Below are 26,291 nucleotides of genomic sequence, written 5' to 3'. Positions count from 1 at the left end.
ATGGAGGTGCGTCTCGCAGGCTGGGCCCACACGTCCTTCGGGCGTCTGGACGGGCGATCCATGGAGAATCTGATTGCAGAGGTTGCGGGTGCCGCGATTGTCCATGCCGCGATTGCACCCGAGGCGATTGACGAGGTGATCGTCAGCAACTTTAACTCTGGCATGGACCCGCAAGGGTTTCCGGCCTCCCTGCCGATATCCTCGGTGCCAGAACTGCGGTTCAAACCCGCGATCCGGGTTGAAAATGCCTGTGCCAGTGGGTCGGCAGCTGTGCATCTGGGGGCGCGGGCCATTGCGTCGGGACAGTCACGGGCTGTTCTGGTGATTGGCGTGGAAAAAATGACGGCGGCCGCTGGTGAAGATATTCGCAAGGCGCTGATATCAGCCAGTCATGTCGCGACCGAGGCCGGACCGCAGGACAGTTTCGCGGGGCATTTCGGCACGATTACACAGAGCTACTTTGCCGAACATGGTGATCAATCCCGGGCACTAGCCCTGATTGCCGCCAAGAACCATGCCAACGGGGTGCACAATCCTTTGGCGCACATGCGCAAGGATTTGGGCTTTGATTTTTGCAACACGGCCACGAACAGCAACCCCTATGTCGCGAAACCGTTGAAGCGCACGGATTGCTCCATGGTGAGCGACGGTGCGGCGGCGATGGTTATGACTTCGCCCGCCATTGGGACGCCTGTCGCGCCTGATATTCGGTTCCGGGCCATGGCACAGGTGAATGACGCCTTGCCCATGGCGGGCCGCGACATGACGCGCTTCCAGGGGTGTGCTCTGGCATGGGCCCATGCTCTGGATCAGGCGGGACTCACGCTGGATGATCTCGACTTTGTTGAAACCCACGACTGCTTTACCGTCGCCGAGTTGATCCATTACGAAGCAATGGGGCTGGCCGAGGCCGGTAAAGGTGCCACGCTTCTTGAAGAAGGCGTTACCCACGCGGGAGGTCGTCTGCCGGTCAACCTGTCCGGGGGGCTCAAATCCAAGGGGCACCCCATCGGGGCTACCGGTGTTTCAATGCATGTCATTGCGGCCATGCAACTGGCCGGAGATCCTGCCGGACTGGCCGCTGCGGACCCGAAACTTGGTGGCATCTTCAATATGGGCGGGGCTGCTGTGGCCAACTACTGCTCTATCCTCGAACGCCGCTCCTGAATTCCTGAAAGGACCAATCATGCCTCAACGCCCTAGCTGGATGACCGAAGAGCTGGATATTCTCAGCGATCACGCGGCCCGTTTCTATGCAGCGGAGATGGTCCCGAACGAGGCCCGCTGGCAAGAGCAGGGTCACGTGGATCGCGACTTCTGGCGCAAGGCGGGCGCGGCAGGCATCCTCTGCGCGTCGGTCCCGGAAGAATACGGCGGTGCGGGTGCATCTTTTTTTCATGAGGCCGTTCTGATCACGGAACAGTTCCGCGCCACCGGCGTGTCGGGTTTTTCCAACAGCGTGCATTCCCAGATCAGCGCGCATTACATCCTGAACTATGGCACCGAAGAGCAGAAACGCCGCTGGCTGCCGAAAATGTCCAGTGGCGAGATGGTTGCCGCCATTGCCATGACTGAACCCGGAGCGGGATCGGATCTGCAGAGCGTGCGGACGACGGCCAGGCTGGAAGGCAATGCCTATCGTCTGAATGGATCCAAAATGTTCATTACCAATGGGCAGCTGGCCGATCTGATTATTGTCGTTTGCAAGACCGATCCAACTGAGCGCTCAAAAGGTATCTCGCTTCTGGTGGTTGAAACAGAGAGCGCCGAAGGGTTTCGGCGTGGGCGCAACCTCGACAAGATCGGCCAGAAAAGCTCGGACACGTCAGAGTTGTTCTTTGACGATGTTCAGGTCAGCCCGGACAATTTGCTTGGGGGTGTCGAAGGGCAGGGCTTCTACCAGTTGATGCAGCAATTGCCACAGGAGCGTCTTGTTCTTGGTCTCAAGGCAGTTGCCGTGATGGAGCGTGCGGTAGAGGGCACCGTTGAATACACGCAAGGGCGCGAAGCCTTTGGTGGTACTCTTTTTGATCTGCAAAACACACGCTTCAAGCTGGCTGAGGCCAAGACCATCGCCCATATCGCCCGCGTATTTATCGATGATTGCGTCGAAAAACACGTGCGCGGGGAACTCGATGTCGCGACGGCTGCCATGTTGAAATGGTGGTGCAGTCAGATGCAGTGCGATGTAATCGACGAATGCCTGCAACTGCACGGCGGCTATGGTTATATGACGGAATATCCGATCGCTCAGATGTACGCTGACGCACGAATTCAGAAGATTTATGGCGGAGCGAACGAGGTGATGAAAGAGTTGGTGGCAAGATCTCTCTAGGGGGCATTGTCAGAGCGATGGTGCTTGAGAGCGGCAGGGCAGTTGCGTAGCGTTGTTTCATCACCAAACGCAGCCCATTTCGCTACTTTAGAGCGTATCCAGAAGTAATCCGCTTGGCCGTGATGATGTATATCCGGTTTCCTCTGTCGCTCAGGAACGCCGAAGATGTATAGCATGACCGCTGGCGTCATAAGGCCAGCAGCCCCGAACACCAAAGCCCGGGCAGGGGTGTCTCTCGTCTCAGTCATCCTGGAAGGTCGCCAACCAGCACATCTAACGGCGAAGTTCTTCGCGACCTTCCTGAGTTGCCGCTGCACTGGAAAAAACAGCGTTAGATTCTTGGGTTTCAACAGACCCGAAACCACCGATAGGTCTCAAGACCTCACGCGAAACTAACGCGCTGAGATTTTCTCCGAAAACAACCGCAAAATTCTCTGATTGGAGCTCAACCTTGAGATTTCTGCCGCTCTGGTTGATCGTGACCTATTGAAATCAAGCCACTATTGGTAGCAATTGAGAAAGCTCAGGTTCATGGGGGAGAAAGTGGTGGGCGACCCTGGAATCGAACCAGGCGTGCGTCTCCGCGAGGGAGTTACAGTCCCCTGCCACACCTTGCGGCCTGTCGCCCACTGTCAGGCGTTGCACCTGACGTGGAGGCGTGATTACTAGCGCGCCAAAGGAGCGTCAACAGGAAAATTCCGCTTTGGCGCAGGAAACTCACTCCAGGGCCCGGAGGCCGATACAGATGAAAAAACCCAAATGGGTCGTGGAAAAAGAACAGGCGCGCAAGGCGGCAGCAACCGACACGGTTTGGCTGTTTGGCCTGCATGCTGTTCGTGACGCATTGATGAACCCCAAGCGGCAGAAAATCCGGCTGATCGTGACGCTTAACGCCAAGGGGAAACTGGATGAAGCCATTGATTTCGCCGGAATCGACCCCGAGGTCGTCGATCCGCGAAAATTCACGGCTCCGATTGATCCGGGTTCGGTGCATCAGGGGGCCGCACTTGAAGTCAGGCCGCTGGACTGGGGCGGGCTGGCCGAAAACTGCATTGGGCGCGAGCATCCGCGTGTCATTCTTCTGGATCGCGTGACCGACCCTCATAATGTCGGTGCGATTCTGCGCTCGGCTGAGGTTCTTGGGGCCAGCGCCGTGATCGGAACCCGGCATCATTCGGCGCCCGAGACGGGGGCGCTTGCCAAGACGGCCAGCGGCGCGCTGGAGCGGCAACCCTACCTGCGTGTTCGCAACCTTGCCGACACTATCGTTGAACTTCAGGGCATGGGGTTTCTCGTGCTGGGTTTGGACGGCGAGGCGGAACAGACCATCGAAGCCGCAGTTGATGGCAGGCGCGACAGTCCGGTCGCTCTGGTTCTTGGGGCCGAAGGGCCGGGTTTGCGGCAAAAAACCAAGGAAACCGTTGATCAGTTGGTGAAAATTGACGCAGCGGGCGGGTTTGGTTCGCTCAACGTCTCAAACGCGGCGGCGATCGCCTTATATGCCTCAAGGAACAAGTGACAGGAGGCGACCATTTCAGGCCCATCCAAGATCGTAACCTGCTGTTATTGCGGCAGCCGCGCGGCGCTGGTACTGCGTGGCCGCGAGCGGCACGAGCTGAGTTGTTCCAGCTGTGGCGCTCCGCTGCACAATCTGAAAATGCTGCCGAAATCCAAAACCGCCAAGAAAGCAGAGCACAGCGTCTCTGCCGGTCGGGGCTATGCCAAGCCGAAGCAGAAAAAGAAGAAGCCGCGCAAAAGCATGTTCTCTCGTTTCGTGGACGAGGCATGGGACACGATCGAGGATATCTTCGACTAAACGGCCAGTGCACACGGTCCAATCACTTCCCTGTCAACGGGGTTTATAAATCTTCCAAAAAGCTGCATTTTACGGGTCTCCAAGTAACTGTACCCGTAATATGATGATCTCAAGACGTTCCCTGCTGGCCGGTATGACGGCCACCCTTGTTCCCCACGTTGCCCGAGCCGAGTCGCCGATGTATTTCACAGATGGCGGTGCGGCGATTCATGGATACGATACGGTATCCTACTTTCAGGCCGGCACACCCGTTCGCGGCGCGCCGGAAATTGCCGTGATGTGGAAGGGGGCGACCTGGCATTTTGCGTCACAGCAAAACCGCGAAGTGTTCGAGGCAAACCCAAGGGCCTTTGCGCCGCAGTTCGGTGGGTATTGTGCCTATGCCGTTGCGCGCGGGTATCTGACCAGTACGGATCCGAATGCCTGGCAGATAGTGGATGACAGGCTGTATCTGGTTCACTCGCAGCAGATCGAAAGGCTGTGGAGCCGGGATGTCGAAGGAAATATCCGCTCGGCCGAAGGAAACTGGCCGCGCGTTCTTAATAAATAACCGGCTGATTTCCGCCAATTGTGATTTGTCATCACATTTTTACTCGACCCCTCTTCTTTTTTCGAAACTTATGCCTAAATGTCACAGTGACCGCGGAACGGAACTGCCGCGGGTCATTTCACTGTCCCTCGTTCCATAACTGGCGCCCAGGATATTCCTGGGCGCTTTTTTCTTGCCCTTCGGGCGGGTAGGGTGCCGACATGTCCGACTATTCCGATACCTTTCTCAAGACCGTATTGCAGCGCACCAAAGTGGTCGCTGTTGTTGGCGTTTCCATGAACCCGGTGCGTCCCAGTTACTACGTGGCACGATACCTTGGGCTTAAGGGATTTCGGGTCATACCGGTCAACCCCGGCCATGCGGGGAAACAGCTGTTTGGGGAAACAGTGCGGGCCACGTTGTCCGAAATCACCGAGCCGGTGGATATGGTCGATATTTTCCGCCGCTCAGAAGCGGTTCCGCCCATCGTGGACGAGGCGCTTGAAGGGTTTCCGGCCCTGCGCACGATCTGGATGCAGATCGGAGTCGAGCACGCGGATGCAGGCGCCAAGGCGCAGGCGCGGGGCGTTGACGTGGTGATGAACCGCTGCCCCAAGATCGAATATCAGCGCCTGTTCGGAGAGCTGCGCATGGGTGGATTCGCCACCGGCATCATCTCATCGAAACTCTGACCGTAACTGGGTCAGCCCGTTGTCAGGGATGCCCGCTGTTTTAGCAGTTTCTGCTCTTTGTTTCTGAGAACCTCTATGCGGGGCGCCCAGTTATACCGCGTGTCCTCTCGAGTCGGCGCCCAATACAGGGCTCCGCCGTTCCGCCACCCGTCCAGTACGACGCCATCATACATGTCATCGCCACGCTTGCTGATGATTGCGGTGCTGTGGTCGATCCGAAACGGGTTTTCGGGGTCGGAAATGGCGCGGTGCATCTGCAATGTGCGGAACTGCTCTTGATTGAGGCGTCTTTCGATGTCTTCCGCCCAATGCCAGCACAGGCCACGATCGCGGAACCCGTTATTGACCTTGGCGTTGTGCACAAGCGGTGAATCGGTGACCTGATACTCCTCGCGCAATTGCAGAGCATAGTCATAGGCGATCCGAGCGGCGCGCTCGGCCTCTTTCGGGTCCACTTCGGGGCCCAGTTGCTGCAACTCTTGCGCAAGCCCGTAGATGTCGCGCTGATCAACTTCTGGCTTTCCCGTGCAGCCGCTGACAAGCACCAGCGCAAGCGCCATCACAGCAAAAGCAAATTTACCGATCATCCAAGTATTCCCGATTGTTCGCGCCCCGGATCAATGTGTCCGTTGGCCATAAAGGTTAACGGCCTGTCATGGGGGATTCAATCGCCCTTTCGGGCTGCCTTCTCCGCGATGCCGCTGATGCCTTGACGTTGAGCGAGTTCTTGCAACACGGCATCCAGTGGCACGTCGCGCGCGGCCAGCATGACCAGCAGATGGTAAAGCACATCCGCCGCCTCAGAGGTCAATCCGGCCGTGTCACCCTTTACCGCCTCGATTATGGCCTCCACGGCCTCTTCGCCGAACTTCTCGGCGCATTTCTCGGGGCCTTTGGCCAGCAGCTTGGCGGTCCAGCTTGAGTCGGGATCGGACCCTTTGCGGTCTTCGATAGTTGCCGCAAGATCGTGCAGGATGCTCATGTCAGCCTCATGGGGATGCCGGCGGCGGCCATATGTTCCTTGGCTTCCTGAATGGTGTATTCGCCAAAATGAAAGATCGACGCGGCCAACACCGCGCTTGCGCCGCCTTTGGTTACGCCATCGACAAGATGGTCCAGATTTCCAACCCCACCCGAGGCAATGACCGGCACGTCGACCGCATCCGAAATGGCGCGAGTCAGTGGCAGGTTGAACCCGGCTTTGGTGCCGTCCCTGTCCATCGAAGTCAGTAGGATTTCGCCAGCTCCTTTGGCGACGACGGTTCTGGCAAACTCGACCGCGTCTATGCCGGTCGACCTGCGCCCACCATGGGTAAAAATTTCCCACTTGCCGGGGCTGACGGTCTTGGCGTCGATGGCAACCACAATGCACTGGCTGCCGAACTGACCGGCCGTTTCCGCCACCACGTCCGGATCGGCGACCGCTGCCGAGTTGAAGCTGACCTTGTCCGCGCCTGCCAGCAGCAGGGCGCGCACATCCTCGCGCGTCCGCACGCCACCGCCAACGGTCAGCGGAACAAAACACTGTTCGGCCGTCCGGCGCACCACGTCAAACATCGTGCCGCGATTTTCGTGGGTGGCATGGATGTCGAGAAAACAAATCTCATCCGCGCCTGCCGCGTCATAAGCCTTGGCCGATTCCACCGGATCGCCCGCGTCGCGCAGGCCTACAAAGTTCACACCTTTGACGACTCGGCCGTCAGCGACATCCAGACAGGGAATGATGCGGGTTTTCAGCATGGGGTATCCTTTGTTGCGGCACTCCTAACGGCAAAGCCTTGCCGATGCCAGACTTGTGATTGTCACATCGGTCAAAGCTGTGAAAACTATCGGCAAATTCATCAGGAGAATATTGCGATGCGCAAACTATTTCTGACAACCGCGTTCATTTTGGGAGGGACCGTCGAAGCAATGGCGGATGATATCATCAAGGTAAACACGGCCAAATCTGTGCCCGAGGCAATGGATGCGCTGGAGGCCGCGGTAGGCAACGCCGGTGCAACGGTCTTTGCGCGTGTCGACCATGCGGCAGGTGCAGAAAAGGTCGGCATGACCATTCCTGCCAACCAGGTTCTGATCTTCGGCAACCCGGCTCTGGGTACGCCCGCCATGCAGATTGACCCGCGCGCTGGTCTGTTCCTTCCCCTCAAGGTGCAGGTCTATGAAGACGCCAACGGTCAGGTTTGGCTGGCCTACGAGGATCCCAAGGAAACCATGGACGAGTTTGACGAGGTCGAGAAATCACCGGTCATCGAAAAGATGCGCGGCGCGCTGGCCAAGCTGACTTCGGTGGCGGCGCAATAATCAAACGAATGTGCCAGAAGCATTGGCCGCTGGCACATCTTCTCCTCCGCAATTTGTTTGATTGCCCGGATTATGCTAAATTCCGGGCATTTCAATCATGTTTTGAGAGGGGCTATCAATGAAACCTTCATTGAAAACAATATGGATTGCAGGCGCATTTTTTGTGGCCGTTGCGGGCGCTGCTCAGGCGCAGAATTTCATGACGCAAAAAGAGCTGCTGGCGACTATTCCGGGTTCAACACTTTACGGAATTTCAAACAACGATGGTAAAACCCAATGGGCTCAGGCCTATGGAAAAGGTCGCAAAAAGGGGAAAATTGCTGGCAACTTTGGAGGCGACAAGTACGAGGCCGAATGGTTTGTTGACGGCGATCAATGGTGCGAGAACTGGGGAAGTGGCAGCGATTGCTGGCAAATGGTGCGCACCGGCAACAAAGAACTGCAACCTTACAAAGGCGGAAAGCCTTTGAAAAATCCTTGGAAAATGAAGTAGCAGTTCTTGTTTGTTGAAGTTCAGATCAGGCTTGGCTTTTCAGAGCTGACAAGGCCTCTTTCAGGTCGATTGCCCCGTCATACAACGCTCGGCCGGAAATCGCGCCGTTCAGGGCGACACCGCAATCGCGCAGGGCAATCAGATCATCCAGAGAGCTCACGCCGCCTGACGCGATCACCGGGATCGACACGGCGCGGGCCAGATCAGCAGTTGCTTCGATATTCGGACCCTGCATCGCGCCATCGCGATTGATGTCGGTGTAGATGATGGCGGCAACGCCCGCGTCCTCGAAACTGCGCGCCAGATCGGTCACCTGAACGTCGGTCTCTTCGGCCCAACCCTTGGTGGCAACCAGCCCGTTCCGGGCATCAATGCCTACAGCGACCTTGCCAGGGAAGGCTTTGGCGGCTTCGCGCACCAGATCGGGGTTTTCCACCGCGACCGTACCCAGAATAACGCGGGCGAGGCCTTTCTCGATCCAGGTCTCAATCGTCGCCATGTCGCGAATGCCACCGCCCAGCTGCGCAGGTACATCACAAGCCTTCAGGATGGCTTCGACCGGTGCGGCATTGACTGGCTCACCGGCAAAGGCGCCGTTCAGATCCACCAGATGCAGCCACTCGCAACCGGCCTCGACAAAGGCGCGGGCCTGAGCGGCCGGGTCTTCGTTGAACACGGTGGCCTTGTCCATCTCGCCGCGCAGCAGGCGCACGGCCTGACCGTCTTTGAGGTCGATAGCAGGATAAAGGATCATGGTCTGGCGGCCTTTTGCTGATATTCGCGGGGGATATGGCACGGCTGGGGCAGGGGATGCAACGCGACCCAAAGTCAGGCTTGCTCGATTCTTCGCCTCCGGTCAGACTGGAGCCAAAATTGGGAGAGTTTTCATGAAGAAGATGACATTTGCAGTCGCCGCGATCTGTTCGGTATTTGCCACGGCGGCTCTGGCGGATGATCCGGTTGACGGTCTGTGGAAAACCCAGCCGGGCGACACGGGTGGCTATCTGCATGTATCCATCGGGCCTTGCGGCAGCGCAATTTGCGGGACGATCGACAACGCCTTCGATGCAGAAGGGAATGAATCGCTCGACTATGAGCATCTTGGCAAGAACATCATTTGGGACATGATCCCCGAAGGGAATGGTGCCTATGCGGATGGCAAGATCTGGGCACCGGATTCGGACAAGACCTATAACTCGAAAATGTCCCTCGACGGCAATTCACTGACCGTCAAGGGCTGCGTCGCTGGTGGCCTGATCTGTCGCGGTCAGGTCTGGTCGCGAATCGAGTAACACGCGGCCCGACCTGCGGCTTCACGGTTTCCAGTTCAGGAAATTTCCGATCATCCGCAGACCCACATCCTGACTTTTCTCGGGGTGGAACTGCATCCCGACCATCGTGTCGCGGCCGACAACGGCCGTGACATCCCCACCATAATCTACGTGGGCCAGCCGCTGGGCCGGGTCGTTGACGCGGAAATGGTAGGAATGCACGAAATAGGTGTGATCGCCGCTTTCTACGCCGTCAAAAATCGGGTGTACGTGCTCGATCACCAGATCGTTCCAGCCCATATGGGGCACTTTCAGGCCATCGCCTGACGGTTCAATCCGCACCACGTCTCCGGCGATCCAGCCCAATCCATCGGTTTCGCTGTATTCGTGGCCCTTTGCAGCCATCAACTGCATTCCGACGCAGATGCCCAGAAAGGGACGCCCCTTCTGTTCGACCGCCTCGACCATTGCGTCATGGATGCCTTTATGGCCACGCAGTTCGGCGGCACAGGCGGGAAAAGCCCCGTCGCCGGGCAGAACCAGCCTGTCCGCACGTGCAACGACCTCGGCGTCCGACGTGACCACAACCTCACCTGCATTCAGTTCGCGCGCCATGCGCTGAAACGCCTTTTCGGCCGAGTGCAGGTTGCCGCTTTCGTAGTCGATGATGGCCGTCAGCATCTATAGCGCGCCCTTGGTCGATGGGATCGCATCCGCTTTGCGGGGGTCGGTTTCCACCGCCAGACGCAGTGCGCGGGCAACGGCCTTAAAGGCCGCCTCGGCGATGTGGTGGCTGTTGAAGCCGTGCAACTGGTCGATATGCAGCGTGATGCCGCCATGGGTGCTGAGCGCCTGAAAGAACTCGCGCACAAGTTCGGTGTCGAAGGTGCCAATCTTTTGTGTCGGCAGGTCCACGTTCCAGATCAGGAATGGGCGGGCAGACAAATCCAGCGCACACCGCACCTGCGCGTCATCCATGGGCAGGTGACACTCGCCATAGCGGCGGATACCTTTTTTGTCGCCAAGGGCCTGTGTCAGGGCCTGACCCAGCGCGATGCCGGTGTCTTCGACCGTGTGGTGGTCATCAATGTGATAATCGCCCTTGGCCCGGATCGTCATGTCGATCAGCGAGTGGCGCGCCAGCTGATCCAGCATGTGATCGAAGAACCCGACACCCGTCTGGTTGTTATAGGCACCGGTCCCGTCGAGATTGATTTCGACCGTGATCTCGGTCTCGGCGGTCTGGCGGCTGATCGTGGCGCTGCGCATGGGCGAATTCCTTTTGCTACAGGCGTGCTTATAGACGCGGATCGCAAAAGATATCCAGCCCGCACCGCCCGCACGCGGCGATGTGTTGCGATGAAATCAGGGGATTGCACGCGCCCTGCCGTCATGTCAGCCTGACCGCAAATCAAACAACAAGGCCCATGGCATGAGCACCTGCGTTTTTATCCAGATTCGCTGCAAACCCGGCACGACCTACAAAGTGGCCGAAGAAATCGCCCTGCGCGAAATCCACTCGGAATTATATTCGACCAGTGGTGAATATGATCTGCTGCTGAAGCTCTACATCCCCGAGACCGAGGATGTGGGCCATTACATCAACGAACATTTGCTGGTGATCCCGAATATCGAACGATCACTGACCACTATGACCTTCAAGGCGTTCTGAGTCTCAACCCAGTTCAAACGTCGTGATTCCGTAAATCCGATCCAGATCGATATCCGGCGCGTGGCTGGAATACATGCGCCCGGTCTCGAACACCTTGGTCAGGCCAAGGTTATGGGCCAGTTCCATTGCGCCGGCGTTGGGGTTCGGCATATCGATGAACACGTCGCTGTCCAGTTGATCGGCTGGAAGCGTCGCCAAAAGCGAGGCCAGAAGGGCCTGCGCAATATCCGTATTGTCCGCAAACAACGGTCCAACCTTATATCCGCTCAGGCATCGCCGCAGCGTCGCATAGCCCCTGATCCGCCCATTTTCCTGAAATACCCGAGAGATATGGGTTGGCGCGTCCAGCCAGCCCTGCAGGAACGTATCGCGGGGGGCGGGGAACAGGTGCCGGTCATAGGTCCGCACCTCATCAGTCAGGGTGCTTAACGGGGTAATGTTGCCATTCCCGGCCTGATTCAGCCCCTTCAGGATGCTGCGGGCCGTTCCGGAAAACCGATAATTGTCATAGGCTAGGGTGAACCCGAATTTGCGATAGTTGTCCTGCTGCTCGACAACACCATCCATACCCATATTGCGATCCTGGCAATGGGCTTTGACCGCCTCGGCCACCTGAAGCCCGTAACCAGACCCGCGAAATTCAGGTCGGACGATGTAAAAGCCCAGAAACGAATAGGCGTCGTCGTAATTCACGGCCGAAGCGGATGCGATCATCCGGCCATCCAGAAATCCGCCTTTGAAACCTTCGGGATCAGAACCGTGAAAACATGCAGCATCGTGCAGCCCGGGATTCCATCCTTCGTGCCCCGCCCAGTCGACGACCGTTTGAAGTTCGTCCGGCGTCAAAGCGCGAATTTCATACTCGGGCATGGGCGCATCTCCGTAGCGATTGCGTTTCAGGCCACAATGGCGCAACGCCCGACAAAGAACCAGCATGTTCGGAGAGTTTGGTATCTGGAGCGGGCGAGGCGATTCGAACGCCCGACCCTAACCTTGGCAAGGTTATGCTCTACCCCTGAGCTACGCCCGCATCAGATACTTTCAGCGACCTTTCGGTCTCTCATTGGAGCGGGCGAGGCGATTCGAACGCCCGACCCTAACCTTGGCAAGGTTATGCTCTACCCCTGAGCTACGCCCGCACCGTTGAGTGAGGCGTGAAGTATAAATTCTGGCGTAAAGCTGCAAGGGGAAAAACGCACGAAACGAAAAAAATTTCCCATGTCCGAGGGTGACGCGCGAGCAAGCGCCGATTTCTCGATCCCCTCGCGTGGGGCTTAACAGGTAGCCAATAGCCGCAGAGAAGCACAATTTTGCCATAATAATTAGTGTTGTTAATGGTAGTGTGTTTTTAACCCCACTCTTATTGCTACTATTGCGAAGAATTTGGCTGGAATTGATGGATATTGGAGGCTTTATGAAAACGGGTTCGATGCTTCGAATAGCGATGACCTCGCTGATGTTTGCGGGTGTTTTTGGTTTTGCAGCCGGGTTTGTTGCGCCGGACGTTGCCTATGCCAAGGATGGCAATGGAGGTGGCAACGGCGGCGGTAATGGAGGTGGTAACGGCGGCGGCAATGGGGGTGGTAACGGCGGCGGCAATGGAGGTGGCAACGGTAACGGCGGTGGCAACGGTAACGGTAACGGTGGAGGCAACGGCAAAGGCGGTGATGGTGCCAGTGGCAAGGGCGGCAACGGTGCTGGAAAAGGCGGAAACGGCGGCGGCAAGGGCAAAAGCGCGGAGGCCGGTTTTGGTAAAGGCACCGGCAAATCCTCTGGCGGTAAGGGAGTGTTTTCCGGACTCGGTTCAGGCAAAAGCTCTGGTAAGTCCAACAACAGCAAGGGCGTATTTGCCGGGCTCGGACTGGGTAAAGGAAAATCGAAGAGTAGCGAACGCGGACTGGCCGCCAGTGCGGATCGTCTGGGAGACAAAATCTCTGGTTTATTCAATGGCAAATCAAAAGATCGCACTTCCAGATCGAAGGCTGCTGTAAAATCTGACACAGTGACGAAGTCTCAGGGCAAGATAGCCTCGGAACTCAAAGGGCTGAATGCCGCGCACGCCAGCGCGCAAGCATTTGCGAATGCAGCCCCCAACAGCCGGGTTGGTTCCATGGTCGATTATCGTGACTCGCTGGCGGAACTTGGCATTGCCGAAGACGACCTTGCCGAATCCCTCGACAGCCTCGCCGAAGCCCAAAGCGAACTGGACGCTCTCGAAGGGCTTACAGATGACGAAATTGCCGACCAGTTCGACTCGGTCGACGACTATAATGATGCGGTCAGTGACGCACAAAAGTCGGTGGAGGATGCCGAATCCGAAGTGGCCGAAGCGCAGGAGGCGGTAGATACGGCATCAGAAACCAGCGAAGAGGCGCTTGCAGATCTGACCGGTGATCAGGAGCTTTCCGATGAAGCAGTTTCGGCGCTGAACGACATGCTTTCCGAATAAGTCCAAACAAAACGCCGCCGGATTGAGTGCCGGCGGCGTTTTGCGATTTTGTTGATTGTAGGCGGCTTGCGCCGCCCAAATTATTCCAGTTCGACGAGCAGGTCTTTCGCGTCGATCTGTCCGCCGGGCTGGACGTGGACGGCCTTGACCACCGCGTCACGCTCGGCGTGGATGCCGGTTTCCATTTTCATCGCTTCGATGGTCAGCAACATGTCGCCTTCCTTGACCTCTTGCCCGGCGGTCACTGCGACGGTTGCCACGACCCCCGGCATCGGTGCGCCGATGTGGTTGGCGTTGCCGGCCTCGGCCTTAGGCCGGGCTTGCGTGGATGAGGTCACCAGACGATTCGGCACCCGGATGACGCGGGGCTGGCCGTTGAGTTCAAAGAACACTTTGACCTCGCCCTTTTCATCGGTCTCGCCGATGGCCTGACAACGGATTTCCAGTGTCTTGCCCGGATCGATCTCGGCGGTGATCTCCTCGCCCGGCTCCATGCCGTAGAAGAAGGTGCGCGTGGGCAGGGTGCGGACCGGGCCATAGGTCCGGTGACGGCCCATGTAATCCAGGAACACCTTGGGATACATCAGATAACCGTTCAGGTCCTCGTCATCGACATCCTTGCCTTCCAACTGCTTCGACAGGTCGGCACGGGTGGCTTCCAGATCGACCGCGGGCACGTCCTTGCCGGGGCGCTGGGTGTTCGGGGCCTCGTCCTTGAGAACCTTCCTGATGATCGTGTCCGGGAACCCGCCCGGTGGCTGGCCCAGATTGCCGCGCATCATGTCGACGACCGAGTCGGGGAAGGCCACATCTGTTGCCGGGTCCTCGACCTGTTCGCGGGTCATGTTCTGGCTGACCATCATCAGCGCCATGTCACCGACCACCTTGGACGACGGTGTCACCTTCACGATATCGCCGAACATCTGGTTCACGTCGGCATACATCTGCGCCACTTCGTGCCAGCGCTCCTCCAGCCCCAGCGAACGCGCCTGCGCCTTGAGGTTGGTGAACTGGCCGCCCGGCATTTCGTGCAGGTACACTTCCGATGCAGGGGCCTGCAGGCTGGATTCAAAGGCTGCGTACTGGCCGCGAACGGCCTCGAAGTAATCGCTGATCTCGCGGATGGCCTTGATGTCCAGCCCGGTGTCACGCTCGGTATGGCGCAGCGCCTCGACCACGGTGCCCAGCGTTGCCTGAGAGGTGTTGCCGCTGAAGCTGTCCATCGCACAATCCACCGCGTCCACGCCTGCCTCGGATGCGGCCAGAATGGTGGCGCTGGCGATACCGGCAGTGTCGTGCGTGTGGAAGTGGATCGGCAGGCCGACCTCTTCCTTCAGCGCGCGGATCAGGATTTTGGCCGAGGCCGGTTTCAGCAGGCCCGCCATGTCCTTCAGGCCCAGAATATGCGCACCCGCGTCGCGCAGCTCTTTCGCCATGCCGACATAGTATTTCAGGTCATACTTGGAACGGTCCGGGTCCAGAATGTCGCCGGTATAGCATACGGTGCCTTCACAGACTTTCCCGTTCTCGATCACCGCGTCCATGGCGACGCGCATGTTCTCGACCCAGTTCAGCGAGTCGAACACGCGGAACACGTCGATCCCCTTGGATGCCTGACGCACGAACTCCTGCACCACGTTGTCGGGATAGTTGGTGTAACCAACCCCGTTTGCACCACGCAGCAGCATCTGGGTCATCAGGTTCGGCATCGCCTCGCGCAGGTCGCGCAGACGCTGCCACGGGCATTCCTGCAGGAAACGGTAGGCCACGTCGAATGTCGCACCGCCCCAGCATTCGACCGAGAACAGCTGCGGCAGGTTGGCCGCATAGGTCGGCGCCACCTTGATCATGTCGATCGAGCGCATCCGGGTCGCCAGCAGCGACTGATGCCCGTCACGCATGGTGGTGTCGGTGATCAGCAACTGACGCTGCGCCTTCATCCAGTCGGCAACCGCCTGCGGGCCTTTCTGTTCCAGCAGGTTGCGGGTGCCCATCTGCGGCTCGGCTTTCAGCGCGGGGGCTTTGGCCTCTTTCAGATCGGCGCGCGGTTCCGGGCGATCCTTGGTTTCGGGATGCCCGTTCACGGTGATATCCGCGATATAGGTCAGAACCTTGGTGCCCCGGTCGCGGCGACGCTTGAAGGTGAACAGGTCCGGCGTCGTGTCGATGAACTTGGTGGTGTATTCATTCGACAGGAATGTCGGGTGCTTCAGCAGGTTGATGACAAAGTCGATATTGGTGCTGACGCCACGAATGCGGAACTCGCGCAGTGCCCGGTCCATCCGGGCAATCGCGGCCTGAGGCGTCGGCGCCTTGGCGGTCACCTTGGTCAACAGCGAGTCGTAATAGCGCGTGATCACCCCGCCCGCATAGGCGGTGCCGCCATCCAGACGGATGCCCATGCCGGTGGCCGAGCGATAGGCGGTGATGCGGCCATAGTCGGGGATAAAGTTGTTCTGCGGGTCCTCGGTGGTGATCCGGGTCTGCAGCGCGTGGCCGGTCAGATGTACATCCGCCTGGCTGGCGGCACCGGTCGCCTCGGCCAAGGTCTTGCCTTCGGCAATCAGGATTTGTGCCTGAACGATGTCGATTCCGGTGACCTCTTCGGTGACGGTATGTTCCACCTGCACGCGGGGGTTCACCTCGATGAAGTAGAACTTGCCCGTTTCCATATCCATCAGGAATTCGACGGTGCCGGCGCATTCATAGTTCACATGGGTGCAGATCTTGCGGCCCAGTTCACAGATCTCGGCACGCTGTTCCTCGCTTAAGTATGGGGCAGGGGCGCGTTCGACGACCTTCTGGTTGCGGCGCTGGACCGAGCAGTCGCGTTCGTAAAGGTGATAGATCTCACCATGCTTGTCGCCCAGAATCTGCACCTCGACGTGGCGGGCGCGGGTGATCATCTTTTCCAGATACCCTTCGCCGTTGCCGAATGCAGCCTCGGCCTCGCGGCGGCCTTCCAGAACTTTCTCTTCCAGCTCATCCTCGGATTCGATCGGACGCATGCCGCGTCCGCCGCCGCCCCAGGACGCCTTGAGCATCAGCGGATAGCCGATTTCCTTCGCCTCGGCCCGGATCGCATCCATGTCATCGCCCAGAACCTCGGTCGCGGGGATGACCGGAACGCCAGCCTCGATGGCAACACGCCGCGCGCTGGCCTTGTCGCCAAGCGCACGCATGGTTTCCGCCTTGGGGCCGATGAAGGTGATGCCGTTCTTGACGCAGGCATCCACAAAGTCCGGATTCTCGGACAGCAGGCCGTAACCGGGGTGGATCGCATCCGCGCCGCATTCCTTGGCAACGCGGATAATCTCGTCAATGGACAGATAGGCGGCAACCGGCCCCATCCCTTCGCCGATGCGATACGCCTCATCCGCCTTGAAGCGATGGAGGCCCAGCTTGTCCTCCTCGGCAAAGACAGCAACGGTTTGTTTACCCATCTCGTTCGCCGCGCGCATCACTCGGATGGCGATCTCGCCGCGGTTCGCGATCAGGATTTTCTTGAAGTCGGTCATGGCAGGTCCCGGTCTTTTCTAGCTTGGCCGTGGTAATAGGCGGACAATACGCGCACGTACATCTGTAGTTCTGGGTAGAACCGGCATGTTATCGCTCGCAAACGCCGTTCAGTAACAGATTTATGTCTGGCGTTGCTGCAATGCAGCATATCCGAGGTCAATTGCAGGCGGCAAATCGGCCAGCGTGGTCGCGCCCAACTGTCCCATATTGGATATCATGTCCTGTTTCAGTATGTCGACCACATGGGCAGGCCCGGCCTCACCCAATGCGGCCAGACCATACAGGAACGCCCGCCCCAGCATTACGAAGTCAGCCCCCAGCGCAAGCGCGCGCAAAACGTCCAGCCCGCCCTCGACGCCGCTGTCAAATATCACAGGCAGGTTCGTCGCGGCGCGTATGTCGGGAAGTGCCTCGATACTGGCGGGGGCACCGTCGAACTGACGCCCGCCGTGATTCGACACCCACAGCGCATCGACGCCTGTTGCGGCCAGCCGCTCGGCATCTTCGGGCCGCATCACACCTTTGACGATGAATGGCCCGTCCCAGTGATCGCGCAGCCAGTGAACATAGTCCATGTCCGGAGAGGTTCGCAGCAGATAACCGATATGGGCCGTCGGCGGCAGGTTCCCCCGGTTCTGTATGTATTTGTCCAGTGTCCGCATCCGCGGCATCCCCGCCCGTGCCATCCCAAACGCCCAAGCCGGACGCAATGCGATCTGCGACAGCAGGCGCGGCGTCAGTTCTGGCGGATGTGTCAGGCCCGACCGTGTTTGACGCTCGCGTCGCGATGCGACGGGAACGTCCACCGTCAGCACCAAGGTCGAAAAGCCGGCCGCACGCGCCCGCTTCAGAACGTCCATCCGAATGTCGGGGTCCCTTGGCGGATACAGTTGGAACCACGCATCAGGACCCAGGCAGTGCGACAGATCCTCGGGGCTCTGGCTGGCAACTTTCGACAGGGTAAACGGAATTCCCGCCGTTGCGGCCTGACGGGCGAGTATCTTTTCGGCACCCGGCCAGATCAATCCGCACATACCAATCGGCGCGATTCCGAACGGCAGCGCAAAATCTCGCCCCAGAAACTGGGTGGCAGTGCTGAACTCCAGCTCACCATGCAGGATCGAAGGTGCAAAGCCGATCCGGTCCAGCGCGGCGCGGTTTCTGGCCCTTGCCGTTTCGCTGCCAGTGCCGCTGTCCAGATATTCCCACACGAAATGTGGAACCCGACGACGCGCGCGCCTTTTCAGGTCTTCTATGCCCGGATATCTGTTGCCAAGGTCCATGCCATTTGATCGGGCCTGCCCGTCGATTCGGCAAGCCGTCAGTGGAAAGCCGACACCGGATGCAACCTTTCAGAGTCGGAACAAGGCATGAACAAACCCTTTCCCTTTCCCCGTTTCCGGCGTAGTTTGCAGCAATGAGCAGTTTCGACGAAATGGACGCCTTTGAAGGCGCATCGCTGTCGGCGCGGGCCATGCCTGCGCGTCAGATGGATTATCTGAACGATCTCAATCCCGCGCAGCGCGAGGCGGTCGAACGGCTTGATGGCCCGGTCCTGATGCTTGCGGGGGCGGGGACAGGTAAAACCAAGGCGCTGACCGCCCGCATCACCCATTTGTTGCGCAGCGGCAAGGCCCGCCCGAACGAGATTCTGGCGGTGACCTTCACCAACAAGGCTGCGCGCGAGATGAAAGAGCGTGTGGGCCGGATGCTGGGCCAGCCCGCCGAAGGGATGCCGTGGCTTGGCACCTTCCATTCGATCTGCGTCAAGCTGTTGCGGCGTCATGCGGAACTGGTCGGGTTGAAGTCGAACTTCACCATTCTGGACACGGATGATCAGAAGCGGCTGCTTAAACAACTCACTCAGGTCGCCAATATCGACGACAAACGCTGGCCCGCGCGGATGCTGGCCGGAATCATTGATGATTGGAAAAACCGCGCCCTGACGCCTGATAAGGTGCCCGCTGCGGATGCAGGGGCCTATAACCACAAAGGTATCGAGCTTTATGCTCAGTACCAGACCCGTTTGCGCGAGCTGAACGCGGTGGATTTCGGTGACCTGCTGTTGCACATGGTCACGATCTTTCAGACCCATACAGACGTGCTGGAGCAATACCAGCGCTGGTTCCGCTATATCCTTGTGGATGAATATCAGGACACCAACGTCGCCCAGTACCTCTGGCTGCGCCTGCTGGCCAGGGCACACAAGAACATCTGCTGCGTGGGTGATGACGATCAGTCGATCTATGGCTGGCGCGGGGCCGAGGTGGGCAACATCCTGCGGTTCGAAAAGGATTTCCCCGGCGCTTTTGTGGTGCGACTGGAACAGAACTATCGCTCGACCCCGCATATTCTGGCGGCGGCCTCGAACGTCATTCGCGGCAATGAGAATCGTTTGGGCAAAGAGCTTTGGACGGTCGCAGAAAGCGGTGAAAAGGTCTGCCTAATCGGCCATTGGGATGGCGAGGAAGAGGCCCGCTGGATCGGAGAGAAGATCGAAGACCTAAATAATGGTAGTTCGCCTTTTGCCAGGAATCGAGAAAACTCTCGATCAGAGCAAATGATGAGGGAAATAAAACGTCTCGGAGAACGGGATGCATTAGAAGGGCTTAATAGCAGAGAGCAAGTACTGGATCGGTTGAGAAAGCACGGGAGCTTCTTGGCCGATGAAGGGAGGGAGGGTCTCATTTGGGAATTGACAATGAGACAGCAAGAAGGGCGATCTTTAGAACCGGCTTTCCAAAAATACGATTTCGACGAAATCGCCATCCTTGTCCGTGCATCACACCAGATGCGCGCGTTCGAGGATCGGTTCCTGACCATCGGTCTGCCCTATCGCGTCATCGGTGGTCCGCGATTCTATGAGCGGATGGAGATTCGCGATGCCATGGCCTATTTCCGGCTGGTCATCAGCCCCGAGGATGATCTGGCCTTTGAGCGGATCGTGAACACGCCCAAACGCGGACTTGGCGATAAGGCGCAGCAGACGATCCAGATGACCGCGCGGGAAAACGGCGTGTCGTTGGTTGACGGGGCGCGGATCGCTGTTGATCAGGGGTTGATCAAGGGCAAGGGCGGCGCTGCTTTGCGGCAGTTGCTCGAAGGGCTGGCGCGCTGGAACGCGATGACGCGCGGGCCACGGATTGAATTGGACGACGATTCGGTCATCGATGACGGGGCTGCACCGATCCAGTACGGCGAACCCGAGACCTCTCATATCGAACTGGCGCAGATCATTCTGGACGAATCCGGCTATACGGCCCTTTGGCAGAACGAAAAGACCCCCGAAGCGCCGGGGCGGCTGGAAAACCTCAAGGAACTGGTCAACCAGCTGGACAATTTCGAGAACCTGCAAGGGTTTCTGGAACATGTCAGTCTTGTCATGGATAACGAGCAGGAATCGGACGGAGCCAAGGTCTCGATTATGACGTTGCACGCGGCCAAGGGGCTGGAATTTCCTGCCGTTTTCCTGCCGGGTTGGGAGGATGGGCTGTTCCCCTCACAACGGTCAATGGACGAATCCGGGATCAAGGGCCTCGAAGAAGAGCGGCGGCTGGCCTATGTCGGCATTACCCGCGCCGAAGAGGTCTGCACCATTTCTTTCGCGGCCAACCGGCGGGTGTTCGGGCAGTGGCAGAACGCGATGCCTTCCCGATTCATAGATGAGCTGCCCGAGGATCATGTCGAAGTGCTGACACCGCCGGGTCTCTATGGTGGCGGGCAGACTACGACAACAATCGAAACCCGCGCGGCCGAGGCAAACGTCTATAACTCGCCCGGCTGGAAGCGGATGCAGGCTCGGCAGGGTCAATATGGCATGTCGCAGCCGCGCGAATCCCGCAACACAATGATCGACGCAACCGCAGTGGCCAGTTTCACGCTGGGCGAACGCGTGTTCCACCAGAAGTTTGGCTATGGCGCCGTGACTGGTATTGAAGGCGACAAGGTCGAGGTTGATTTCGACAAGGCGGGTCTCAAGAAGGTTGTGTCTCAGTACCTGACCGCCAAGGACGACGTGCCGTTCTGATCAAGCCGAATGTGCCTGCGGGCACATACTTGATTTCTTTAAAGGCGCCCGGCTCAGGCCGCGGCGCTTTTTTCGTGTTTATGGAAAAAGAAACGGCGGTTCCCAGGGAGGAGGAGGGGAACCGCCGTTCTTTGCAACATCAGGGCAGGGAGGAGGAGAGCCCCGATGTATCCGAACCCGGGTTTGATCCCGGTATGAAGTCGCGGCGATGCCAGGGAGGAGGAGGGCATCGCCGCGCGCTTGCAACACCGGGACAGGGAGGAGGAAGCCCGGCGTATCAGCTCCGGCGTTCAGGGCCGGTATAGGGTGCGGCAACGTCAGGGAGGAGGAGAGACGTCGCCGCTGAAATACAGACCCTCAGGGAGGAGGAGGGCCTGATCTCGGTTGTTTCTGTTGCGCTTAGCGCGCGATCTGGTCTTCGGCCGCCTGCTGGGCCACACGCCGGATCATCGAACGGTGCAGGCCCAGATCGGCCAGCTCACGGTTCGACAGCGACGAAAGTTCGTTGACAGTCTGGCGATACATCCGGTTCCGCAGAAAGCGGTCTTTCGCTGCTTCGAACAGCGACGCGATGCCAAATGAATGTGCGCCTTTCAGCGTGCTCTGTGCGCTTGTTACTGCCATTTTCGTATTCCGTATCTTTCGTTTCGCCACCATGTTGCGGCGCTTGCTTGAGCATCAAAATAGGCAAATGCTGCAACTGCACAATACCTCTCGTGATCAATGCCGCTATGCAGCAAGTGCATAGATTGAAGGTGGAAAATCCAACGAGGCGCATAGGTGCAGGAAAATAAGGCTTCCTGGCGCATTTCTTAAAAACCCAGGTGATGCCCTTTCGGAAATTTTCCTTTTGACTGTTGAAAATTTGGGCGGCCCCGGTGGAATTTTCGGCGTTCTGACAGCCCCTCCTGATCTTGATGGAGGGAATTACGGGATTTTATGGGAAGCGGTACCTAGTGGGGCGATCTCTTGGTTTTTTGTCGCGAAGTGGACTGGTTTTGGGGAATGATTCGCGGCGGCAAATAAGAACAAAAATCGAACATGCGTGAGGGAATTGGTGAAATATCTACTTTTTTGGGAAATCGTGGGAAAAAATTGCACCTACTAAGCGCACACCATATATAGTGATCGGTCGTATTGATTATTCTATTTGTGGACAAATTAGCTCAATCGGTTGCTCTGTTGGCGCTCAAATTGGCGCCCAAGGATATATTTCATTGAATAAATCAGTTGATTTCCATGAATTCCCATGTCATCCCTTATGCATCCGATGAGGACGAGGCAGATGGGGCACCAAACGACCCCGACCAAAAACAAACAGGTTTCATACAGGCATCTCGCTTTTCATCAGACACCAAGATCCGGCGCGCGAGCGAGCAGACATCCCCCCAGGTGGCGCGCGCAGCTGGACTTCCCGCAAAGCGGGCGAATGCGGCGGGTTGATCAGTGGCAGCAGATCAACCCGCCGTTTTTACCTTCGGGGGGAACGTGAATTTCAAGTGGGGCGCAAGCGAAAGGGACAGTCGTCTTGGCGCGCAGGTTCAGAGGCGAAAGCCACCATAAGGTGGATACGAAGGGCAGGGTGTCGATCCCGGCCTCTTTTCGCCGTGTGCTTGAAGCCTCCGATCCCAACTGGCAGTCGGGTAGCAATCCGGAACTCGTGATTGTTTATGGCGACCACCGCCGCAAATATCTTGAATGCTACACGATGGAGGCGATCGACGAAGTTGACGCCAAGATCGATGCACTCCCGCGTGGTTCCATGCAGCGCAAGATGCTGCAGCGCATGTTCCATGGTCAGTCCTTTCCGACCAACGTAGACGAAACCGGTCGTCTGGTTCTGCCCGCCAAGCTGCGCAGCAAGATCGCACTAGAGGGCGAGGCGTTCTTTATCGCCGCCGGTGATACCTTTCAGATTTGGAAACCCGAGACTTACGAGGCCGAAGAACTGGCCAAAGCCGAAGAATGGCTGGACGAACTGCCGGACGATTTCGATCCGATGGAGTTCCTCGATGGTCCCGGGGATGCGTGACGGCATGGCCGGTACGCAAACTCCTTCCGACAAACCTCACATTCCCGTTCTGTTGCGCCCGTTGTTGGCCGCAGTTGAACCTGTTTCGGGTACCTGGCTTGACGGAACCTTTGGCGCCGGCGGCTATACGCGCGGCTTGCTGGATGCCGGTGCCGACACGGTTATCGGCGTTGACCGTGATCCGCTGGCCTTTGATATGGCGGCAGATTGGGCCGGTGAATATGGCGACCGGCTGGTGATGCAGCCCGGTGTGTTTTCGCGTTTGGATGAATACGCCCAGGATCTGGATGGCGTTGTGCTGGATCTTGGCGTCTCGTCCATGCAGCTGGATCAGGCCGAGCGCGGTTTTTCCTTTATGAAGGACGGTCCATTGGACATGCGGATGAGCCAGGAAGGCGAAAGCGCGGCCGATCTGGTCAACACCGCGACAGAGGCGCAGCTGGCAGATATCCTGTTCCACTACGGTGAAGAACGCGCCAGCCGCCGTATTGCCAAGGCGATCATAAAGGCACGGGACGAGGAGCCGATTACCACAACACTGCGTCTGGTCGAGATTATCGAATCCTGCCTGCCGCGTCCCAAGCCGGGGCAGTCGCATCCTGCGACGCGCAGCTTTCAGGGCCTGCGCATTGCGGTGAACGCAGAGTACGAAGAGCTGTTTCAGGGCCTCATGGCGGCTGAGCGTGCTTTGAAACCCGGCGGGCAACTGGCGGTGGTCACGTTCCATTCCATCGAGGACCGGATGGTTAAGCGGTTTTTTCAGTCTCGGGCGGGCAAAACCGGCCGTGCGAACCGTTATGCGCCCGAGGTGCAGCAGGAACAGCCGCAATTCACATTGAAAACGCGCAAGGCCGTTGGGCCGGATGCGCAGGAATTGGATGAAAACCCACGTGCGCGGTCTGCCAAGTTACGGGTCGCGGTTCGCACCGATGCTCCGGCGGGGGAAATAGACGCCCGCGCCATCGGCATGCCGCAACTGGGGGGAAGGGCAAGATGAAGAGTATTCTGTATGTGTTGACCGCTCTGTCCGTATTTGGTCTGGCCCTCTGGGCCTATCAGGAAAACTACCGTACGCAGCAGGTTCTGAAAGAAACCCGGTCTCTGCAAACTCAGATCGGAGCCGCGCAGGCCCGGCTGGCCGTATTGCGCGCAGAATGGGCTTATCTGAATCGCCCCGACCGGTTGCGCGAGCTGGCGGACCTGAACTTTGAACGCCTTGGCCTGCTGCCGCTGCGCGCCGAACAGTTCGGGCGCGCGGATCAGATCGCTTATGCCGAAGATCCCGACCTGCCGGAGATCGATCCAAATGACCTGACCGCGATCACCGATGTTCAGGCCCTGGGCGAGGTGCAGATCCCATGACGCGTACACCGATTCGCCCTTTGGCGCAGGTGCTTGATGCCCGAGCGCGCGGTGAAAACCCCGACCTGATCGAGCGCGAGAACATCCACAAGCGCCACGAGGAAATGAAGGATCGGTCCCGCGCCCGCGCAGAGGGCCGGTTGCTGGTTCTGGGCGCGTTCTTTTTTGTGGCGTTTGCGGTTGTCGGCGCACGCATGGGTATGTTGGCGACGTCCGAGGCAAAGGAACCCCTTGCCAGTGCCTCCGGTGCAACCATCGCGATGCAGCGCGCGGATATCGTGGACCGCGAAGGGCGCATTCTGGCAACGAATCTCGAGACTTATTCGGTCTACGCCCAGCCACCTCTGATGATCGACCCGGTCGCAGCCGCGGATCAACTGGTCAGAATCTTCCCTGATCTGGACAAGGATCGTCTGGTCAAGGATTTCACCGGCAAGCGCAAGTTTCTGTGGATCAAGAAACGCATTTCGCCGGAACAGAAGCAGGCTGTGCACGATATCGGCGATCCGGGCATCCTGTTTGGTCCGCGCGAAATGCGCCTTTATCCCAATGGCCGCCTTGCGTCCCATATCCTTGGTGGGGCTGGGTTTGGCCGCGAGGGGGTGGATGCTGCCGAAGTCATCGGCGTTGCCGGCATTGAAAAGCAGTTCGACGGCTATCTTCGCGATCCCGCCAACGGCACCAAGCCCCTGCAACTTTCGCTGGACCTTACCGTTCAGGCGGCGGTCGAACAGGTTCTCTATGGTGGCATGAAGATCATGAACGCCAAAGGCGCCTCGGCAGTGCTGATGAATGCTCACACGGGCGAAGTTATTTCCGCCGCTTCCCTGCCGTCATTTGATCCGAATGACCGGCCAAGGCCGCCGACATCGGGGTTTGATCCGTCTGACAGCCCGCTGTTCAACCGGTATGTGCAGGGCGTCTATGAACTGGGCTCGGTTTTCAAGATTTTCACGGCGGCACAGGCCGTTGATCTGGGTCTGGTAAACTCGGAAACCATCATCGACACTTCGGGCCCGATGAAAATCGGGCGGTTCCCGATTGGCGAGTTTCAGGGCAAGAACTATGGCGATCTCAGCGTCGCTGACATCATCGTCAAAAGTTCGAACCGGGGCACCGGACGGCTGGCCCTGCAAATCGGCGGGCTACGTCAGCAGGATTTTCTGGCCGGGCTGGGCATGTTCGAACCCACCCCGTTCGAGATTGTCGAGGCTGCGGGTGGCGAGCCTCTGAAGCCAAAGAAATGGGGTGAACTCAGCACCGTCACGATCTCTTACGGCCACGGCCTTTCCACCAGCCCGATGCATCTGGCGGCGGGCTATGCCGCCATCGCCAACGGTGGCCACTATGTCAGTCCGACGATCCTGCGCCGGAACGGCCCGCAATACGGCCCGCGCGTGATGTCCGAGAACGCAGCCCGTCAGGCGCAGAAAATGCTGCGCAAGGTTGTCACCAGCGGCACCGCCAGCTTTGGCGAAGTGCCGGGCTATGACGTTGCGGGTAAAACCGGCACTGCCGACAAGCCCAAACCGCGTGGTGGGTATTACGACGACAGGGTGATCGCGACATTCGCCACACTCTTCCCGGCATATGATCCGAAATACGTTCTGGTGGTCACACTGGACGAACCCTCGATCGTGGCCTACGGCGAAAAGCGGCGCACCGCTGGCTGGACCGCTGTGCCCGTGGCCGCAGAACTGATCGGTCGGGTCGCTCCGTTGCTGGGGCTGCGTCCTCGGCTTGAGCCTGATGCGGGCGCTGCTATAACGCTGACCTCGAATTAGGCAGTC

At 58.5% G+C, this 26,291-nt stretch carries 26 protein-coding genes, 3 tRNA genes and 1 pseudogene; 17 read left to right on the top strand and 13 right to left on the bottom strand.

Going from position 1 to position 26,291, the window contains the following annotated elements; all coding sequences use genetic code 11:
• The 3 genes and pseudogenes from ACR0NW_RS03475 to ACR0NW_RS03465 form a co-directional block, all read left to right on the top strand.
• Positions 1-1,167: a thiolase domain-containing protein gene (locus ACR0NW_RS03475; RefSeq protein ID WP_480448843.1), complete on the top strand. Its 1,167-nt coding sequence runs from the start codon at positions 1-3 to the stop codon at positions 1,165-1,167.
• 19 nt (positions 1,168-1,186) lie between these two features.
• Positions 1,187-2,335, top strand: coding sequence for an acyl-CoA dehydrogenase family protein (locus tag ACR0NW_RS03470; RefSeq protein WP_480448845.1), 1,149 nt, complete (start codon positions 1,187-1,189; stop codon positions 2,333-2,335).
• A 59-nt stretch (positions 2,336-2,394) separates the two neighbouring features.
• Positions 2,395-2,505, top strand: a pseudogene (locus ACR0NW_RS03465) (IS6 family transposase); the annotation flags it as partial.
• A gap of 374 nt (positions 2,506-2,879) precedes the next feature.
• Here the strand turns inward: ACR0NW_RS03465 and ACR0NW_RS03460 are convergent.
• A tRNA-Tyr gene (locus tag ACR0NW_RS03460) sits at positions 2,880-2,963 on the bottom strand.
• Between the two features lie 117 nt (positions 2,964-3,080).
• Here ACR0NW_RS03460 and rlmB point away from each other — a divergent pair.
• The 4 genes from rlmB to ACR0NW_RS03440 all read left to right on the top strand — a co-directional run bounded on the left by rlmB (position 3,081) and on the right by ACR0NW_RS03440 (position 5,372).
• A complete protein-coding gene (rlmB, locus tag ACR0NW_RS03455; protein ID WP_480448846.1) occupies positions 3,081-3,854 on the top strand; it encodes a 23S rRNA (guanosine(2251)-2'-O)-methyltransferase RlmB in 774 nt (257 codons plus the stop codon).
• Between the two features lie 12 nt (positions 3,855-3,866).
• The gene (locus tag ACR0NW_RS03450; protein WP_480449594.1) at positions 3,867-4,151 is read left to right on the top strand and encodes a hypothetical protein; all 285 of its coding nucleotides are present in this window, start codon (positions 3,867-3,869) and stop codon (positions 4,149-4,151) included.
• Positions 4,152-4,251: 100 nt separating this feature from the next.
• Positions 4,252-4,701, top strand: coding sequence for a YHS domain-containing (seleno)protein (locus tag ACR0NW_RS03445; RefSeq protein WP_480791500.1), 450 nt, complete (start codon positions 4,252-4,254; stop codon positions 4,699-4,701).
• 200 nt (positions 4,702-4,901) lie between these two features.
• A complete protein-coding gene (locus ACR0NW_RS03440) occupies positions 4,902-5,372 on the top strand; it encodes a CoA-binding protein (protein ID WP_480448848.1) in 471 nt (156 codons plus the stop codon).
• A gap of 11 nt (positions 5,373-5,383) precedes the next feature.
• Here ACR0NW_RS03440 and ACR0NW_RS03435 read toward each other — a convergent pair whose 3' ends face one another.
• From ACR0NW_RS03435 to hisF, 3 genes are all read right to left on the bottom strand, one after another.
• Positions 5,384-5,959, bottom strand: coding sequence for a hypothetical protein (locus tag ACR0NW_RS03435; protein ID WP_170650789.1), 576 nt, complete (start codon positions 5,957-5,959; stop codon positions 5,384-5,386).
• 77 nt (positions 5,960-6,036) lie between these two features.
• Entirely contained in the window at positions 6,037-6,354 is a 318-nt protein-coding gene (locus ACR0NW_RS03430; RefSeq protein WP_480448849.1) for a phosphoribosyl-ATP diphosphatase, read from the bottom strand.
• Positions 6,351-7,112: an imidazole glycerol phosphate synthase subunit HisF gene (gene hisF / locus ACR0NW_RS03425; protein ID WP_480448850.1), complete on the bottom strand. Its 762-nt coding sequence runs from the start codon at positions 7,110-7,112 to the stop codon at positions 6,351-6,353. Before hisF ends, ACR0NW_RS03430 begins: the two co-directional genes overlap by 4 nt.
• A gap of 171 nt (positions 7,113-7,283) precedes the next feature.
• Between hisF and ACR0NW_RS03420 the strand changes: the two genes are divergently transcribed.
• A complete protein-coding gene (locus ACR0NW_RS03420; protein WP_170651266.1) occupies positions 7,284-7,676 on the top strand; it encodes a DUF302 domain-containing protein in 393 nt (130 codons plus the stop codon).
• Positions 7,677-7,794: 118 nt separating this feature from the next.
• The gene (locus ACR0NW_RS03415) at positions 7,795-8,169 is read left to right on the top strand and encodes a hypothetical protein (RefSeq protein WP_480448851.1); all 375 of its coding nucleotides are present in this window, start codon (positions 7,795-7,797) and stop codon (positions 8,167-8,169) included.
• Positions 8,170-8,194: 25 nt separating this feature from the next.
• Here the strand turns inward: ACR0NW_RS03415 and hisA are convergent, their stop codons facing one another.
• Positions 8,195-8,923 (bottom strand): 1-(5-phosphoribosyl)-5-[(5-phosphoribosylamino)methylideneamino]imidazole-4-carboxamide isomerase, encoded by a 729-nt coding sequence (gene hisA / locus ACR0NW_RS03410; RefSeq protein ID WP_170650785.1) that lies wholly within the window; start codon positions 8,921-8,923, stop codon positions 8,195-8,197.
• 133 nt (positions 8,924-9,056) lie between these two features.
• Here hisA and ACR0NW_RS03405 point away from each other — a divergent pair, with 133 nt between their 5' ends.
• A complete protein-coding gene (locus ACR0NW_RS03405; protein WP_170650784.1) occupies positions 9,057-9,461 on the top strand; it encodes a DUF2147 domain-containing protein in 405 nt (134 codons plus the stop codon).
• Between the two features lie 21 nt (positions 9,462-9,482).
• Here ACR0NW_RS03405 and hisH read toward each other — a convergent pair whose 3' ends face one another.
• Both hisH and hisB read right to left on the bottom strand, forming a co-directional pair.
• Positions 9,483-10,121, bottom strand: a complete 639-nt coding sequence (gene hisH, locus ACR0NW_RS03400) for an imidazole glycerol phosphate synthase subunit HisH (protein WP_480448853.1) — start codon at positions 10,119-10,121, stop codon at positions 9,483-9,485.
• On the bottom strand, positions 10,122-10,709 hold the full coding sequence (gene hisB, locus ACR0NW_RS03395; protein ID WP_480448854.1) for an imidazoleglycerol-phosphate dehydratase HisB: 588 nt from the start codon (positions 10,707-10,709) through the stop codon (positions 10,122-10,124). It lies immediately after the preceding gene.
• Positions 10,710-10,872: 163 nt separating this feature from the next.
• On the opposite strand from hisB, the gene ACR0NW_RS03390 reads away from it, so the two are divergent.
• Positions 10,873-11,112 (top strand): Lrp/AsnC family transcriptional regulator, encoded by a 240-nt coding sequence (locus ACR0NW_RS03390; RefSeq protein WP_170650781.1) that lies wholly within the window; start codon positions 10,873-10,875, stop codon positions 11,110-11,112.
• 3 nt (positions 11,113-11,115) lie between these two features.
• Here the strand turns inward: ACR0NW_RS03390 and ACR0NW_RS03385 are convergent, their stop codons facing one another.
• The 3 genes from ACR0NW_RS03385 to ACR0NW_RS03375 form a co-directional block, all read right to left on the bottom strand.
• Positions 11,116-11,982, bottom strand: a complete 867-nt coding sequence (locus tag ACR0NW_RS03385) for a GNAT family N-acetyltransferase (RefSeq protein ID WP_480448856.1) — start codon at positions 11,980-11,982, stop codon at positions 11,116-11,118.
• Between the two features lie 85 nt (positions 11,983-12,067).
• A tRNA-Gly gene (locus ACR0NW_RS03380) sits at positions 12,068-12,142 on the bottom strand.
• A gap of 34 nt (positions 12,143-12,176) precedes the next feature.
• Positions 12,177-12,251: transfer RNA gene (locus tag ACR0NW_RS03375), tRNA-Gly, on the bottom strand.
• A 275-nt stretch (positions 12,252-12,526) separates the two neighbouring features.
• On the opposite strand from ACR0NW_RS03375, the gene ACR0NW_RS03370 reads away from it, so the two are divergent.
• A complete protein-coding gene (locus ACR0NW_RS03370) occupies positions 12,527-13,561 on the top strand; it encodes a hypothetical protein (RefSeq protein WP_480448857.1) in 1,035 nt (344 codons plus the stop codon).
• Positions 13,562-13,641: 80 nt separating this feature from the next.
• Here the strand turns inward: ACR0NW_RS03370 and ACR0NW_RS03365 are convergent, their stop codons facing one another.
• Entirely contained in the window at positions 13,642-17,079 is a 3,438-nt protein-coding gene (locus ACR0NW_RS03365; RefSeq protein WP_480448858.1) for a pyruvate carboxylase, read from the bottom strand.
• Positions 17,080-17,199: 120 nt separating this feature from the next.
• Positions 17,200-18,363: an alpha-hydroxy acid oxidase gene (locus ACR0NW_RS03360; protein ID WP_480448859.1), complete on the bottom strand. Its 1,164-nt coding sequence runs from the start codon at positions 18,361-18,363 to the stop codon at positions 17,200-17,202.
• A gap of 134 nt (positions 18,364-18,497) precedes the next feature.
• Between ACR0NW_RS03360 and ACR0NW_RS03355 the strand changes: the two genes are divergently transcribed.
• The gene (locus ACR0NW_RS03355; RefSeq protein ID WP_480448860.1) at positions 18,498-21,107 is read left to right on the top strand and encodes an ATP-dependent helicase; all 2,610 of its coding nucleotides are present in this window, start codon (positions 18,498-18,500) and stop codon (positions 21,105-21,107) included.
• A gap of 399 nt (positions 21,108-21,506) precedes the next feature.
• Here the strand turns inward: ACR0NW_RS03355 and ACR0NW_RS03350 are convergent, their stop codons facing one another.
• Complete coding sequence (locus ACR0NW_RS03350; RefSeq protein WP_170650774.1) at positions 21,507-21,731, bottom strand: DUF1127 domain-containing protein; 225 nt, start codon at positions 21,729-21,731, stop codon at positions 21,507-21,509.
• A gap of 904 nt (positions 21,732-22,635) precedes the next feature.
• Between ACR0NW_RS03350 and mraZ the strand changes: the two genes are divergently transcribed.
• From mraZ to ACR0NW_RS03330, 4 genes are read left to right on the top strand one after another with little or no spacing between them, the layout of a single operon-like run.
• Positions 22,636-23,139 carry a division/cell wall cluster transcriptional repressor MraZ gene (gene mraZ / locus ACR0NW_RS03345; RefSeq protein WP_170650773.1) on the top strand — a complete coding sequence of 168 codons (504 nt, stop codon included), beginning with the start codon at positions 22,636-22,638 and terminating at the stop codon, positions 23,137-23,139.
• A gap of 4 nt (positions 23,140-23,143) precedes the next feature.
• A complete protein-coding gene (gene rsmH / locus ACR0NW_RS03340; protein WP_480449595.1) occupies positions 23,144-24,136 on the top strand; it encodes a 16S rRNA (cytosine(1402)-N(4))-methyltransferase RsmH in 993 nt (330 codons plus the stop codon).
• Complete coding sequence (ftsL, locus tag ACR0NW_RS03335) at positions 24,133-24,501, top strand: cell division protein FtsL (RefSeq protein ID WP_170650772.1); 369 nt, start codon at positions 24,133-24,135, stop codon at positions 24,499-24,501. Before rsmH ends, ftsL begins: the two co-directional genes overlap by 4 nt.
• Positions 24,498-26,285, top strand: coding sequence for a peptidoglycan D,D-transpeptidase FtsI family protein (locus ACR0NW_RS03330; RefSeq protein WP_480448862.1), 1,788 nt, complete (start codon positions 24,498-24,500; stop codon positions 26,283-26,285). Before ftsL ends, ACR0NW_RS03330 begins: the two co-directional genes overlap by 4 nt.
• Positions 26,286-26,291 lie beyond the last annotated feature (6 nt).

The sequence above is a fragment of the Ruegeria sp. CF5 genome (genome assembly GCF_056537325.1).
Note: the sequence above shows the minus strand (reverse complement) of the source record. Positions and strands in the feature narration are given on the sequence as shown.